The sequence below is a fragment of the Chryseobacterium sp. CBo1 genome (assembly GCF_001693475.1).
GTDB lineage: Bacteria > Bacteroidota > Bacteroidia > Flavobacteriales > Weeksellaceae > Chryseobacterium > Chryseobacterium formosense.
The window spans coordinates 1-13,778 of the sequence record NZ_MAUH01000040.1 but is presented as its reverse complement, the minus strand read 5'-3'; the positions used below and the strand labels follow the sequence as shown (position 1 = coordinate 13,778).

Sequence of the window (13,778 nt, the reverse complement as noted above, 5' to 3'; positions counted from 1 at the left end):
GGGGAATAAAATCGGGGGCGATATCGAAGTATCAATGAAGCGTCTGCCTTTATCCTGCTGCTTTTACTCTTTTGGTTAATTTTTTTAACTAAGTTATTAATCAATTTCACTTAATGCAAACTTACCATTGCGGCAATTGTCTGAGCTCATTTTAAGAATTAGGCTGCGGCGGCGAAGCCGCCGCAGCCTAATTCTTAAATAGCGAGTGCGGAAAGCGGTAAATAGCTTCTAAAAATTATTCTCCAAAAAATGTCTGAAACAACAGATAAAGATTCAGAACAATGATAATCGCAGTAATAATCCAGACGCAGGTTTTTAAGAATGGTTTATTCACAAATTCACCCATTTTGGCTTTGTCGCTGGTAAACATCACTAATGGCACAACCGCAAAACTCAGCTGCATCGAAAGAATAACCTGGCTCAAAACCAAAAGATCTGTAGTTCCTTCTTCGCCATAAATAATAGTAACGATCAAAGCGGGAATTACAGCAATTAATCTGGTAATTAATCTACGTAACCAAGGTTTTAGGCGAATATTCAAAAAACCTTCCATCACAATTTGTCCGGCCAGAGTTCCTGTTAAGGTCGAGTTTTGTCCTGAAGCTAAAAGTGCAACAGCGAAAGCAATACTTGCCATGGAAGCTCCTAAAATTGGAGTCAGCATTTTATAGGCATCATGAATATCTGCAATATGTTGATTTCCTGTTGTATGAAAAGTTGCTGCGGCTAAAATCAAAATAGCGGCATTAATAAAAAATGCAAGTAATAAAGAAACGGTGCTGTCTAAAGTGGCAAACTTTATCGCTTCTTTTTTTCCTTCACTATCTCTTGTATAATCTCTTGTCTGTACGATGCTGCTGTGAAGGTAAAGGTTGTGCGGCATTACGGTAGCTCCGAGAATTCCTATCCCGATATAGAGCATTGCAGGGTTGGTAATAATTTCTTTTTGCGGAACAAGTCCTCCCAAGATAGCATTGATTTCCGGTTTTGAAATGATGACTTCATATCCGAAACATACGAGAATGATAAACATTAATCCGGCAACAATACTTTCTATCCAGCGGAAACCTTTTGCCTGAAGCAATAGGATAATTAATACATCAATAGTTGTAATCACAATTCCCCACGTTAAAGGAATTCCAAAAAGTAAATTTAATGCAATGGCAGAACCTATAACTTCTGCCAAATCACAAGCAGCAATGGCAATCTCACAAAATATCCAAAGGATGAAATTGGTAGTCGGTTTAAAATGATCCCGGCAAGCCTGAGCCAAATCTCTTTCGGCAACCACGCCTAATTTTACAGAAAGATGCTGCAAAATCATTGCAAAAATATTTGAAATCAGAATCACAGAAAGCAGTGTGTATCCAAACTGTGCTCCACCCGCAATGTCGGTTGCCCAGTTTCCCGGATCCATGTACCCGACAGCAACCATTAGTCCGGGACCTGCAAATGCAAGATACTTTCTCCAAAAAGTAGATTTTTTCGGAACCGGAATGGAAGAAAATACTTCCGGTAGGGAGTGCGAGGTTTTATCTTTACGCCAGGCGTTTTTTAAATTGAAATTCATAAATGTTAGAAATGACTAACAAATTTAATTAAATAAATGAAAAGGAAATCTATTTTACCAAAAAATCCCGAAAATATTTTCGGGATTTTAAGTATTTACCTTGAAATCAGATTATTTTGCAAATCTTACGGACATTTTTCTGTCTATCGCTCTTTCTTCATTAGAAGCAGATGCATCAACTTTTGCGAATTCACTACCGTAACCATCAGCAGCAATAACTTGTGCTCCTACACCTTGTTTTGATAACCAATCTTTGATAAAATTAGCTCTGTCTGCAGAAAGCTTTTTGTTTTTAGCTTCGTCTCCGGTTTTATCTGTATATCCACCAATTTTAATTTTTGCATCAGGATATGCTTTCAAAATGGCAACCAAGTTCTTTAATTGTTCTTCAGAACCTGCCTCTAATGCATTTGCACTTCCTATTTTAAAATTAACATGGTCAAAATCATACCATCTATCTTTTAAAGCTTCATCGTTGGCTGCATTTTTATAGCCGTCAGTTTTTAAGAAAGTGATCATCTGATCTTCCATTCCGCCTCTGTAACCTTTTAGCACAGTTCCATTTAGATCAATATCTTCGTCAACTCTTGTCGTCATTGATGTTGATGTTGTATCCGACATTGTAGAAGAGGTATCATTTGTCGTGTTTAGAGAATCACCGGTAACTGTTGTCGTAGTGGTGCTTTCTTTTTTCTCACATTGTTTCCATAAAAAGTATCCTGCTGCAATTAATAACAATAGAGGAAGCAACCATTTCCAGATTGAACCACCTTCTGAAGATGTTGGTCTGTCCGGAAAAGTTCCGCCTTCTGCAACACTTCTGGTTACTTCAGGTTTTGGTTCTTCATGAGTTACAGGTTTTATCTCGTCCTGGTCATTGTCAAATTCATAGCGTTTTGCCCAGTCTCCGACATTTAAAGACGCTAAAGAAAGTCCTGCAGGCAATAATGTTGAAACAATCCCTTTCTGATCGTCTAATAAAGAAGATATTGATGATTTATCCAGATTATTGTCAGCTGCATATTTTCCGATAGATCCTACGGTTGCACCAGTGACAAGATTAAGGAGGGAAGAAGAAGAATGGTTGGTGATTCCCGCATAAGTAGCAATCGCATTAACAATTCCGTTCAGTTTGTCGCCAAATAATGAAGACAAAATTCCGGTAATCCAAGAATTACCCATTGCGCTTTCCCAAATATTGCCCAAAACACTGCTTGATGATGTGTTTGAAATAGAATCCAACACGACCGGATTGTCAGAATTGTTGGCTAATGCGCCCACAATGACCGGAAGTAATCCTGAAATTGCTTTTGAAATTCCGGCTTCACTTTCTCCAAGTTGCGATGCAGCCTGAGAAACAAGGGTAGAGCCCAATTGCCCTTTGATTAGATCGATGATGTTTAATGACATAATAAAATATTTTGAAATTAATGTTGTATAAATTTAAACAAAAATCTATCCAAATCTTAAATTATAAAAAAAATCTGCAAAAAAATAGATAATTTTTGCAGATTCAATAATTTATTATGTTAAGTTTTAATAAGCTTTTGCGAATAAAACCCTTCTTTTTGATGGTTTTCCGGAGATTAGAGAAACCCCTTCTTCAATATCGTCATCCTGAGGAATGCACCTGATGGTTGCTTTGGTTTCTTCTTTGATCTGCTCTTCTTCTTCAGCTGTTCCGTCCCAATGAGCATAGATAAATCCTCCTTTTTCTTCTAAAACTTTTTTAAACTCTTCATAAGAATCTACTTTTGTAAAATTATCTTTTCTAAATTCAAAAGCTTTAGTATACATATCCTGCTGAATAGTTTTCAATAAATCTTCGATGTATGAATCTAATCCTTCCAAAGGACGCGTTTCTTTTGTGAGATTATCTCTTCTGGCAATTTCTACAGATTTGTTTTCTAAATCTCTAGGACCCATTGCAATTCTCAAAGGAACTCCTTTTAATTCATATTCTGCGAATTTCCAGCCCGGTTTGTTTTGAGTATCATTATCAAATTTCACGGAAATTCCTTTCAGTTTTAATTTATTCTGAATTTCCAATGCTACCTCACTGATTTGATTTAACTGCTCTTCTCCTTTAAAAATAGGAACAATTACCACCTGAATCGGTGCCAAAGTTGGTGGAAGCACAAGACCGAAATCATCAGAGTGTGTCATAATTAAAGCACCCATTAAACGTGTTGAAGTTCCCCATGAAGTTGCCCAAGCGTGCTCGATTTTACCTTCTTTGTTGGTAAATTTTACATCGAATGCCTTTGCGAAATTCTGTCCAAGAAAATGTGAAGTTCCTGCCTGTAGCGCTTTTCCGTCCTGCATTAATGCTTCAATACAATAGGTTTCATCTGCTCCTGCAAATCTTTCCGATGGAGTTTTTAAACCTTGTACAACAGGCATTGCCATAAAGTTTTCTGCAAAATCAGCATATACTTTATTCATTTTTTCAGCTTCTTCTACCGCTTCATTTCTTGTTGCATGCGCAGTGTGACCTTCCTGCCACAAAAATTCTGAAGTTCTCAGGAATAAACGGGTTCTCATTTCCCAACGAACAACATTCGCCCATTGATTAATAAGGATTGGTAGATCTCTGTATGATTGAATCCATCCTTTATAGGTATTCCAGATGATCGCTTCAGAAGTCGGACGAACGATTAGCTCTTCTTCCAGTTTAGCTTCCGGATCTACAATGAGTTTTCCTGGATTGTCCGGATCATTTTTTAATCTGTAATGAGTTACTACAGCACATTCTTTAGCAAAACCTTCAGCGTTTTTTTCTTCTGCTTCAAATAAGCTTTTGGGTACGAAAAGCGGGAAATAAGCATTCACGTGACCTGTTTCTTTGAACTTCTTATCCATTTCATCACGCATTTTCTCCCAGATCGCATAGCCATATGGTTTAATAACCATAGAACCTCTCACTCCTGAGTTTTCAGCTAAATCTGCTTTTACAACCAGCTCATTATACCATTTGCTGTAATCTTCGCTTCTTGAAGTTAATTTTGCCATTAATTTTTTTTTAATTTTTTAACTTTTCTAAAATTATGTAATCTAAAAATAAAAATCTATTTTTGATAGATTTTTGTTGCCAATAAATTGGTATATTTTTGGTACAGAATGCAAATATAATTTAAATTAAAAAATTTTTACATTATCATGAAAAGAAATATACATAAAAGTTTGTTTGGAATGCTAAAATCGAAAGGTATTTTGGCTGTTTCAAGTGGGCTGCTATTAATGTCTTGTGGTGCACAGATGGGCGGATACAGCGAGACAGATGGGGTGTATTATGACCCGAATAAAGATACGTTGCCGGAGGGTGTTATCATCAATGGTAATGAAGGTAACAGAGTAGGAGAATATTATGACTACTATCAAGATGATTCTAATGTTATCTACAATTCACAATTAAATACATCAGAGCAAAACAACCGCTACAACAACTGGAGCGATTCAGACTGGAATTCTACTGCAACCGATTCAGACTGGGGTAATTTTGCAGGTAATGAAACCAACTACTACGACAACTCTTGGGGTTGGGGTATGGGAATGGGTTGGGGCTCACCTTGGGGATGGGGCTACAATCCTTACTGGGGTTCTGGCTGGGGCATGGGAATGTCATTTGGCTGGGGCTGGGGTAATTCTTGGGGTTGGGGCGGCTATCCTTATTGGGGAATGGGCTGGAACAATTATTGGGGATACAATCCTTACTGGGGTGGTTACTACGGAAGCCCTTATTGGGGTGGTGCCGGTTACTGGGGTTATAACAGAGTTCCTTATGTAAGAAGTGGTGCTAACGGAAGAGTGGGAGCATTCAGAAACAGTAATAATCTTTCTTCATACAGAAGGCCTAATACATCAGGTTTCAGAAACAATAATGATTCCGGCTTCAGAAACAACAACGGTTACAGAAACGGGAATGGTTACAGAAACGGAAACGGTATGAACAATGGTGGTTTCAGAAATGGAAACTCCAATGGTGGCTACAGAAATGGTCAGGGAGGATTCCGTAATCCGAATATGAATAATGGGGTAAGACCTTCAAGACCAAATTATAATTATAACCAGCAGCAATCTACTCCTAGAAGAAATGAAAGCTATACACCACGAGACAATGGTGGTTTCAGATCTGGCGGATTTAATTCCGGAAGCAGCGGCGGTGGATTCAGAGGTGGTTCTTCCGGCGGTGGCGGTGGAATGAGATCCGGCGGCGGTGGCGGCGGTTTCAGATCGGGAGGTAGATAATTTAAACTTAATAACTATTCTAAAAAATAATGTTAAAAAAATCTCTAGTATTAATGGGTATTACTGCAGCATTTTATCTGCAGGCTCAGGATATATCAGTTATAAGAAATTCTGTTGATGTATATTCTAATACACCAATGGTTGGTTCATCTAAATTCAATGCTATGGCGGGTTCCAATGGAGCTTTAGGTGGTGATGCAACTTCATTGCTTACCAACCCGGCAGGTCTTGGGGTAGCGATTGCAGGTGATGTTTCTGTTACTTTATCAGTTGATAACAACAAAAATACAAGCTCTTTAGCAGGTGCTTCTTCCAACTATACAATTAATAAAGCAAACATCGGTAATGTTGGTGGGGTTGCAACCTTTCAGTTGATGACTGAATCTCCTTGGAAATTTATTAACCTCGGTGCTAGTTTGTCTACACAAACAATTGAAAACTATGTAGAATCTCCGGGAAATACCAATATCTCCATTGCAAAAGATCTTGTTGACAACAACGGAAATGCTGTTGTGGGCAATCTTGCTTATTTAGGACACGCCTATAACAGATATGGAACTCAGACTAAATTTAATTTAGGGGTTGGTGCAAATTATAACAACTCTTTATACTTGGGTGCGAGTATCAACATGCATTATGTAGATCTTGAGCAATATGATAGCGCAAAATTTGGGTTAGATTTAGATAATACAGCTTATTCATTCGATAAACAATATACTCCGTATTCAGAAAAATCAAATGGTTTCTCTGCAAGTGTGGGGGTTATTGGGAAAATTACCAATCAATTAAGATTGGGAGCATCGATTGAATCACCAACCTGGTGGTCTTTAGACAGAATTTATACAGATTATTATACTGGAACCGACGGCTATATTTATGCAGATAATTTCGTTGAAGACAGAAGATTCAGATCTCCAATGAAAGCGACTTTAAGTGGTGCTTTTGTTCCTACTAAAAACTTTGCGATCAACGTAGACTATACTTTAGGATTAACAAAACCTCAGTATAAAGTTCAGGGCGAAGCTGAAAGTGAATTGAATTCTTTCTTCAGTGATTCCTACAAAAATTTGTCTGAAATAAAAGTGGGTGCAGAATACAGAATCAAATCATTACGATTGAGAGGAGGTTATTCTTACGCATCAAGTCCGTTTGATAATTTAACAATCAGTGCATTTGACAATAACGGAAATGCTGGAGATCGTAGTTACAGTAACCTGATCTTGGGAGATAGAAATACTATCGGGGCAGGTGTAGGTTATGACTTCGGAAAATTCTTTGTTGATGCTGCTTACCAAAACATTACTTCAGAATACAAGAATCCTTTTATAAGCGGAAATGAAAGTTTCGGAACAGGATATTATTCTGGAGATTTCGATGTAGCAACTCCTAATTCTATAGTTTCAGATGTGAAAAACGTAAGAAATAATTTCTTCGTAACAGTAGGATGGAAATTCTAAATTAATATTTTAATACATACAAAAGGCTTCGAGAAAATTTTCTCGAAGCCTTTTATTTTATTTTTATCTTAATTGAAATTAAATCAATGATGATGTCCTACGTGGGAATGATCATGGAATAAATGCATCATTAAAGCTAATGAAACACCCAAAATAACCAAACCGATTTTAGACCAATTGATGTTGTGGTTTTTATTACTTTCAAAAATAATAACTGATGAAATGTGAAGGAAAATCCCGCCAACAATCGCTAAAAAGTAAGGTTGCCAATCTGGGTTAAAATAATTTCCTAAAAGCATTCCGAAAGGTGATGCCAAGGCAAATAATGCTACAATTAAAATTGATGGATAAGACGCCTTTGAACCCGTTCTGTTAAATAAAAATGCTCCCAAAATAAATGAAATCGGAAGATTGTGAAACAAAATTCCCAATAAATAAGGAGAAAGCGGATTCGTTTCATTAGCCAAAGGAATTCCTTCAATAAAAGCGTGAATGAAAAGCCCGACCATCAAAGCCATCGGAAGAATATTGTTTTCATTGTGGTGATGGAAATGCCCGTGTTCGAAACCTTTTGTCAGAGCTTCAAGAATCATTTGAAGTAAAACTCCACCAATGACGAAAATTCCCAAATTCCCGATATCTGAAGCATAAACTTGTGGGAAAACTTCATTCAGGCAGATGGTAATTAAAAAACCGGCACTTAGAATTAACAGATTTTTGGCAAACTTTTCTTTCTGACCAAAATATTTCCCTAACAGAACTCCGGCTAAAACGCTTAAAATAAGTAAAATGAAAATCATTATTTCTTTTTAAACAAATTAATACAACGTGGCGAAATCTCTTTATCAAAATCATTCAGTTGATAATCTCCCCATATTTTAATTCTTTCAAAACCGCTTTCTTCAGCGTAATTTTTAATGGTTTCTAAGGTATGAAGTTTTACTTTTTCAAAATAATGATGAGATTTTCCGTCTGCTTCAAACTTAATGTCCTTTACAATATGTCTGCCTTCAATTTTTTTTGAAATTTTAAAATCAATTCCTTTTCTATGAATACTGCTTTCAGGAACCAGATTGTTTCTCACGAACTCTTCATTCAGATAATCTAAAACAAAATATCCGTCTCTTTTTAAAGCATTGCTAACCGATTTGAAAACCTTCTTGTCATCTTCTTCATTGTCGAAATATCCGAAACTTGTAAAAAGATTAAAAACCGCATCTACAGGATCATAATCAATAGGATTTCTCATGTCATGTACATCAAAAATCAAGGTCTGATTTTCAAATTGTTTGTTATGCTCAATGCTTTGTCTCGAAAGATCCAAACCTAAAACATCATATCCCAGTTTATTCAAAAAAACCGAATGCCTTCCTTTTCCACAAGCCAGATCAATGATTTTCGCCGATTGAGGAAGCTGTAGCTCTGAGGTAAGCTTTGTAATAAAATTTTCAGCTTCTGTATAGTCTCTGTTGCTGTACAGCAAGTGATAATAAGGGGTGTCAAACCAAGATTCAAACCATTCCATCCTGCAAAAATAGTGTTTTTTGGTTGATGGTTCATTGTGGTTGGTTGATGGTTTTATTAATAATGATGATTTCTATCAACTATTAACTGACAACCAATAACTAAAATCGCTATTTTTGCAAAATGGATACAGAAAATCTAAAAATTCAGATAAAAACATTCTTTGGCTTGGAACCAATTCTTGCTGAGGAAGTTAAAAAATTAGGCGGAAGAAATGTAGAACTTAAAAACCGTGCCGTAAACTGCGAAGGCGATTTAGGTTTTTTATATAAAATCAATTACTCTGCACGAACTGCCCTTAAAATCCTTATTCCGATTGTAGAGTTTAAAGCGTTCAACGAAAGTAAATTTTACGATAAGCTTTTCAAATTTGAATGGGATGATTTTATGAGTGTTGACCAGACTTTTGCGATTGATTCTACCGTAAATTCTGAAAGATTCAAGCATTCTCAGTTTATGACTTTTAAAATGAAAGATGCTATCGTAGATTTCTTTCAGAACAGATACGGCAAAAGACCGAGTATTGAAACGAAATCTCCGGACATCAAATTTCATTTGCACATCGACAGAGAATTGGTAACCATTTCTTTAGATTCTTCGGGAGATCCTTTGTTTAAAAGAGGCTACAGAAAAGAGCAGGGTGAAGCACCAATCAATGAAGTTTTAGCAAGCGGAATGCTGCAATTGGCTGGTTGGGACGGAAAAGGAAATTTCCTTGATCCGATGTGTGGTTCAGGAACTTTGTTAATTGAAGCGGCAATGATTGCTTTAGACCTTCCTGCACAGATTTTCAGAAGGAGATTTGCTTTCCAGAACTGGAAAAATTATGACCACGAATTGTTTTCAAAAATAAAAGAGGTTCGTGTGAATCGTGTGAAAGAATTTACAGGAAAAATTGTTGGTTATGATATTGATGCAAGAATGCTGAATGCTGCAAGAACGAATATCGAATCTGCCGAAATGGAAGATATCATCGAAGTAAGAAAGCAGAATTTCTTTGATTCTAAAAAAGATATGTTCCCGTTATTGATGGTTTTCAATCCGCCGTATGACGAGAGGATTTCGATTAATGACGATGATTTCTACAAAAAAGTAGGAGATACTTTCAAAACGCATTATCCGAATACTTTAGCTTGGCTGATTTCTTCAGATCTGGAAGCGGTAAAGAAAATCGGACTTCGACCTTCAAGAAAAATAAAGCTTTTCAACGGAAAACTGGAAACAAGATTCTTGCAGTACGAAATGTATGAAGGAACGAAAAAAGTGCATAAACTTGGCGATAAAGAATAAGATTTAATCAAGCCTCATAGGTTTTTAAAACCTAAGAGGTTTCAAGTTAATAAAGAATAATTATGCCTTTTGATTTCTCGATGGTTTAGAATTTTTTGCAGAAATGCTGACTTTGGATTTTTCTAAAAACTCATCAAAAAACGCTGAAGAGAAAAGATAATTATTTAAAAAAATCAAATTATACAAACAAATTATAGAGTGGAAGCTTTCTTGTGATTGCTTCCATTTTTTATGGTTTTCAAAATCATTCGGCGAAAGTAAATCTTACACAGACTTTATAATTAAATCATAAATTGTTTTAAAATACATTGTGATTCCTTTTCAAATCTTTAATTTTGAAAAATTTTCCATTTGAAACCTACTATTTCCATCGTTGTTGCCATATTTAACCGAAAAGATGAACTTTTCGAACTGCTTAATTCTCTCAATGCCCAAACGGATAAAGATTTTGAAGTAATCATTGTTGATGATGGTTCATTAATCGATTTGAAACCGACGATTCATAATTTTGAAGAAATTTTAAACATTAAATATTTTAAAAAAACGAATTCAGGCCCCGGTTTGTCGAGAAATTATGGAGCAAAAAGAGCTGCAAACGAATGGTTGGTTTTTGTAGACAGTGACGTGATTGTGGAGAAAGATTATATTGAAAATATTAAAAACAGTATTCTTACCATTCCTTGTGATGCCTTTGGTGGAGCCGATAAAGCACACAAAGGTTTCAACCTGATGCAAAAAGCCATTTCCTATTCGATGACTTCCGTTTTTACAACAGGCGGAATAAGAGGAAATAAAAAAGCGGTTTCTAAATTTCAGCCCAGAAGTTTTAATATGGGTGTAAAAAAGGAAGTTTTCGAGAAAGTTGGCGGTTTTTCAGAGATGAGAATCGGGGAAGATCCGGATTTATCGATGACACTTTGGGAAAATGGTTTTACAACGGCTTTTTTTGATACGATCGCAGTCTATCATAAACGAAGAGTTGATTTTGGAAAGTTCTCAAAACAAGTGTATCAGTTTGGTTGTGCAAGACCTATTCTGAATCAGAGACATCCGAACTATGTGAAAATTTCTTTTGCATTCCCGACTTTGTTTCTGTTGGGTTATGTTTTAGGATTTATAGAATATTTTATTTTAGGAAAAGGTTTTATTCTTGCTCTTTACGGACTATACACTTTTATGGTGCTGATTCATTCAATGATCGTCACGAAGAATATCGCCATCGCAGGAATGGCGGTTATTTCCACCTACATCCAAATGTTTTCTTACGGTTATGGATTTTTAAAATCCTGGATTCTGCTGAATATTTTCAGAATGAAACCAGAGAACGCATTCCCGAAACATTTTCATAAGGTTTAAACTAATCAAAAAAGTCTTATCAGATATTTTCTCGGTGTGAATTTTTTAAAGCAAAGATTTTTTAGCAAAGCGCTGATTTTAGAGAGCAAGGGCAAATAAATTTGCTGCTCGAAACGGGAAACATACGCTTCATCAATCAACTCGTTGATTCCTTAAATAAGAAAGATAGGTTAAATTAGACTTTGCGTTAAAAAAACTATGATTTTTGATTGCAGTAAAATTTTGCTCCGTAGGAGCAAAACCTTTGTAGAAAATGATTTCGAATATATTGAGCTCCGTAGGAGCGAAACTTTTCAAACTAAATAAATTTACATTTTGTGAGCTTGTGAAGAGCTCAAAATATTACACAAAAATATCTTCTGTGACTTTTGCGGTTAAAAATAAATAATAAAAGCTGCCGAATATCGACAGCTTTTATACAATAATTAGAATATGGATGAAATGGTTTCATGGTTTAGAACGCCTGTTTTGAGCATGCATTCTTTCATCTTTTCGTATGTTCGTTCGATGTCATGATCGAGACCGATTGAGAATCTTATAAGTCCGTCTGAAATTCCCATAGCTTCACGTTCTTCTTCAGGAATTTCTGATGAAGTCGAACTTCCGGAGCATGAGAATAATGTTTTATAAAAACCTAAGCTTACCGCTAAATATCCAAGATTTTCCTGCTGCATCATTTCCATCAGTTCGTTGGCTTTATCGGTTGTTCCTGCATCTAAAGTCAGTAATCCGCCAAATCCGTACTCTTCATGCATCATGCTTTTCATTAAATCGTGATTCTTGTGAGATTTCAAACCGGGATAAGAAACTTTTAAACCATCTTCTTCGAATCTTTTAGCAAGATACATTGCATTATGACTGTGCTGTTTCATTCTAATGTGAAGCGTTCTCAGGTTTTTAAGAATACTTGCCGATCGAAAACTGTCCATTGTAGGTCCCAGAAGCATACATGCTCCGTTGTTTACATTTTTGGTGTCATTGATAAATTCCTGAGTTCCGCAATAAACGCCGCCAACAGTATCGCTGCTTCCGTTAATAAATTTGGTTAAAGAATGAATGACAATATCGGCTCCCAAAAGAGTAGGCGATATAGAAAGCGGAGAGAAAGTATTATCTACGATCAGTTTTAAGTTGTGTTTTTTACAGATTTCCGATAACTTTCTCAGATCCGCAACCTCCAAAAGCGGATTGCTCACACTTTCGCAATATATTATTTTTGTGTTAGGCTGAATAGCGTTTTCAATAGATTCAAAATTGTTGATATCTACAAACGAAGTTTCAATTTGAAATGGTGGCAGAAAATTTTTCAGGAAAGCGTACGTTCCACCATAAATAGTTCTGCTCGAAATAATGTGGTCTCCCGACTTACAAACCTGCATCAAAACAGAAGTAATCGCGCCCATTCCCGAAGCGGTAACGTTTGCTGTTTCGGTATTTTCCATTTTTGCTAATGCCTGTGAAAGATAAAGATTCATCGGCGACGAATGTCTTGAATACAGATAGCAACCGTCTGCATTTCCTTCAAAGGTATCAAACATTGTTTTTGCTGAAAGAAAAGTGTACGTAGAGCTGTCTGAAATTGAAGGATTTACTCCTCCGAATTCTCCGAAATACTGAAGATCCTGTATCTCATTTGCCGCATTGAATCGATCCATATTTTTTTGTTTTAAAAATGAATATTTCTGGTAATTATTACAATGATAAATTATATTTTTAGAAAATAAAACTATATAAATCTATTTTAATAGAATAAAAGTTGGTTATATTTGTTTTAATCTAAACTTTACTAAAAAATTATCTATGCAATTTGACGAAACCGATAAAAAACTACTGCAATTTTTACAGGAAGACTGTAAACAAACCACCAAAGAACTATCTTACAAGCTAGGATTGTCTGTAACGGCTGTTTATGAACGGATTAAAAAGCTTGAACATTCTGGGGTGATTTCCAAATATGTGGCGTTGGTCGATAAAACAAAAATTGATAAAAAGTTTCTTATTTTATGTCATGTAAAACTTACTCAGCACAAAAAAGAGTATCTGATGCAGTTTGAAAAAGAAGTTTTGAATTTACAGGAAGTCACAGAATGTTTCCACGTAAGCGGAGACTACGATTATATTCTTAAAATCAGCCTGAAAGATATGGATGATTACCGGAATTTTATGGTAACCAAACTCACAACTTTACAGCATATTGCAAGTACGCACAGCTCTTTCACGATTTCTGAAGTGAAAAATACGACAGAAATTGTTTTGTAAATATTTTTAGGAGCTTTTTCCCGCTTTCCGCACTCGCTATTTTATTTATTTCGGCGCGGCAGCGAAGCTGCCGC

General features: G+C 36.0%; 11 protein-coding genes. 5 read left to right on the top strand and 6 right to left on the bottom strand.

Going from position 1 to position 13,778, the window contains the following annotated elements:
• Window positions 1-235: 235 nt before the first annotated feature.
• From BA768_RS16435 to proS, 3 genes are all read right to left on the bottom strand, one after another.
• Window positions 236-1,570, bottom strand: coding sequence for an Nramp family divalent metal transporter (locus BA768_RS16435; protein ID WP_065721645.1), 1,335 nt, complete (start codon window positions 1,568-1,570; stop codon window positions 236-238).
• A gap of 111 nt (window positions 1,571-1,681) precedes the next feature.
• Window positions 1,682-2,980, bottom strand: a complete 1,299-nt coding sequence (locus tag BA768_RS16430; protein ID WP_065721644.1) for an OmpA family protein — start codon at window positions 2,978-2,980, stop codon at window positions 1,682-1,684.
• 126 nt (window positions 2,981-3,106) lie between these two features.
• Window positions 3,107-4,582, bottom strand: coding sequence for a proline--tRNA ligase (gene proS / locus BA768_RS16425; RefSeq protein WP_065721643.1), 1,476 nt, complete (start codon window positions 4,580-4,582; stop codon window positions 3,107-3,109).
• Window positions 4,583-4,729: 147 nt separating this feature from the next.
• Between proS and BA768_RS21685 the strand changes: the two genes are divergently transcribed.
• Together BA768_RS21685 and BA768_RS16415 are read left to right on the top strand one after the other, a co-directional pair.
• Window positions 4,730-5,818 (top strand): prolyl-tRNA synthetase, encoded by a 1,089-nt coding sequence (locus tag BA768_RS21685; RefSeq protein WP_065721642.1) that lies wholly within the window; start codon window positions 4,730-4,732, stop codon window positions 5,816-5,818.
• A 53-nt stretch (window positions 5,819-5,871) separates the two neighbouring features.
• Entirely contained in the window at window positions 5,872-7,275 is a 1,404-nt protein-coding gene (locus BA768_RS16415; protein ID WP_228388454.1) for an OmpP1/FadL family transporter, read from the top strand.
• An 83-nt stretch (window positions 7,276-7,358) separates the two neighbouring features.
• Here BA768_RS16415 and BA768_RS16410 read toward each other — a convergent pair whose 3' ends face one another.
• Both BA768_RS16410 and BA768_RS16405 read right to left on the bottom strand, forming a co-directional pair.
• The gene (locus BA768_RS16410; RefSeq protein ID WP_065721640.1) at window positions 7,359-8,075 is read right to left on the bottom strand and encodes a ZIP family metal transporter; all 717 of its coding nucleotides are present in this window, start codon (window positions 8,073-8,075) and stop codon (window positions 7,359-7,361) included.
• Complete coding sequence (locus BA768_RS16405; protein ID WP_065721639.1) at window positions 8,075-8,800, bottom strand: class I SAM-dependent DNA methyltransferase; 726 nt, start codon at window positions 8,798-8,800, stop codon at window positions 8,075-8,077. Before BA768_RS16405 ends, BA768_RS16410 begins: the two co-directional genes overlap by 1 nt.
• 122 nt (window positions 8,801-8,922) lie before the next feature.
• Here BA768_RS16405 and BA768_RS16400 point away from each other — a divergent pair, with 122 nt between their 5' ends.
• Both BA768_RS16400 and BA768_RS16395 read left to right on the top strand, forming a co-directional pair.
• Window positions 8,923-10,089 (top strand): class I SAM-dependent RNA methyltransferase, encoded by a 1,167-nt coding sequence (locus tag BA768_RS16400; RefSeq protein ID WP_034678772.1) that lies wholly within the window; start codon window positions 8,923-8,925, stop codon window positions 10,087-10,089.
• A gap of 351 nt (window positions 10,090-10,440) precedes the next feature.
• Window positions 10,441-11,445, top strand: a complete 1,005-nt coding sequence (locus tag BA768_RS16395) for a glycosyltransferase (protein ID WP_065721638.1) — start codon at window positions 10,441-10,443, stop codon at window positions 11,443-11,445.
• Window positions 11,446-11,870: 425 nt separating this feature from the next.
• Here the strand turns inward: BA768_RS16395 and BA768_RS16390 are convergent, their stop codons facing one another.
• Entirely contained in the window at window positions 11,871-13,100 is a 1,230-nt protein-coding gene (locus tag BA768_RS16390; protein WP_065721637.1) for an aminotransferase class I/II-fold pyridoxal phosphate-dependent enzyme, read from the bottom strand.
• 145 nt (window positions 13,101-13,245) lie between these two features.
• On the opposite strand from BA768_RS16390, the gene BA768_RS16385 reads away from it, so the two are divergent.
• Window positions 13,246-13,704, top strand: a complete 459-nt coding sequence (locus tag BA768_RS16385) for an Lrp/AsnC family transcriptional regulator (protein ID WP_034678768.1) — start codon at window positions 13,246-13,248, stop codon at window positions 13,702-13,704.
• Window positions 13,705-13,778: the final 74 nt, after the last annotated feature.

What these genes read in the sequence shown, in the direction of transcription:
- proS (WP_065721643.1), bottom strand. Translation starts at nt 4,582, where the DNA reads ATGGCAAAATTAACTTCAAGAAGCGAAGATTACAGCAAATGGTATAAT.
- BA768_RS16430 (WP_065721644.1), bottom strand. Translation starts at nt 2,980, where the DNA reads ATGTCATTAAACATCATCGATCTAATCAAAGGGCAATTGGGCTCTACC.
- BA768_RS16435 (WP_065721645.1), bottom strand. Translation starts at nt 1,570, where the DNA reads ATGAATTTCAATTTAAAAAACGCCTGGCGTAAAGATAAAACCTCGCAC.
- BA768_RS16410 (WP_065721640.1), bottom strand. Translation starts at nt 8,075, where the DNA reads ATGATTTTCATTTTACTTATTTTAAGCGTTTTAGCCGGAGTTCTGTTA.
- BA768_RS16415 (WP_228388454.1), top strand. Translation starts at nt 5,872, where the DNA reads ATGGGTATTACTGCAGCATTTTATCTGCAGGCTCAGGATATATCAGTT.
- BA768_RS16390 (WP_065721637.1), bottom strand. Translation starts at nt 13,100, where the DNA reads ATGGATCGATTCAATGCGGCAAATGAGATACAGGATCTTCAGTATTTC.
- BA768_RS16385 (WP_034678768.1), top strand. Translation starts at nt 13,246, where the DNA reads ATGCAATTTGACGAAACCGATAAAAAACTACTGCAATTTTTACAGGAA.
- BA768_RS16400 (WP_034678772.1), top strand. Translation starts at nt 8,923, where the DNA reads ATGGATACAGAAAATCTAAAAATTCAGATAAAAACATTCTTTGGCTTG.
- BA768_RS21685 (WP_065721642.1), top strand. Translation starts at nt 4,730, where the DNA reads ATGAAAAGAAATATACATAAAAGTTTGTTTGGAATGCTAAAATCGAAA.
- BA768_RS16405 (WP_065721639.1), bottom strand. Translation starts at nt 8,800, where the DNA reads ATGGAATGGTTTGAATCTTGGTTTGACACCCCTTATTATCACTTGCTG.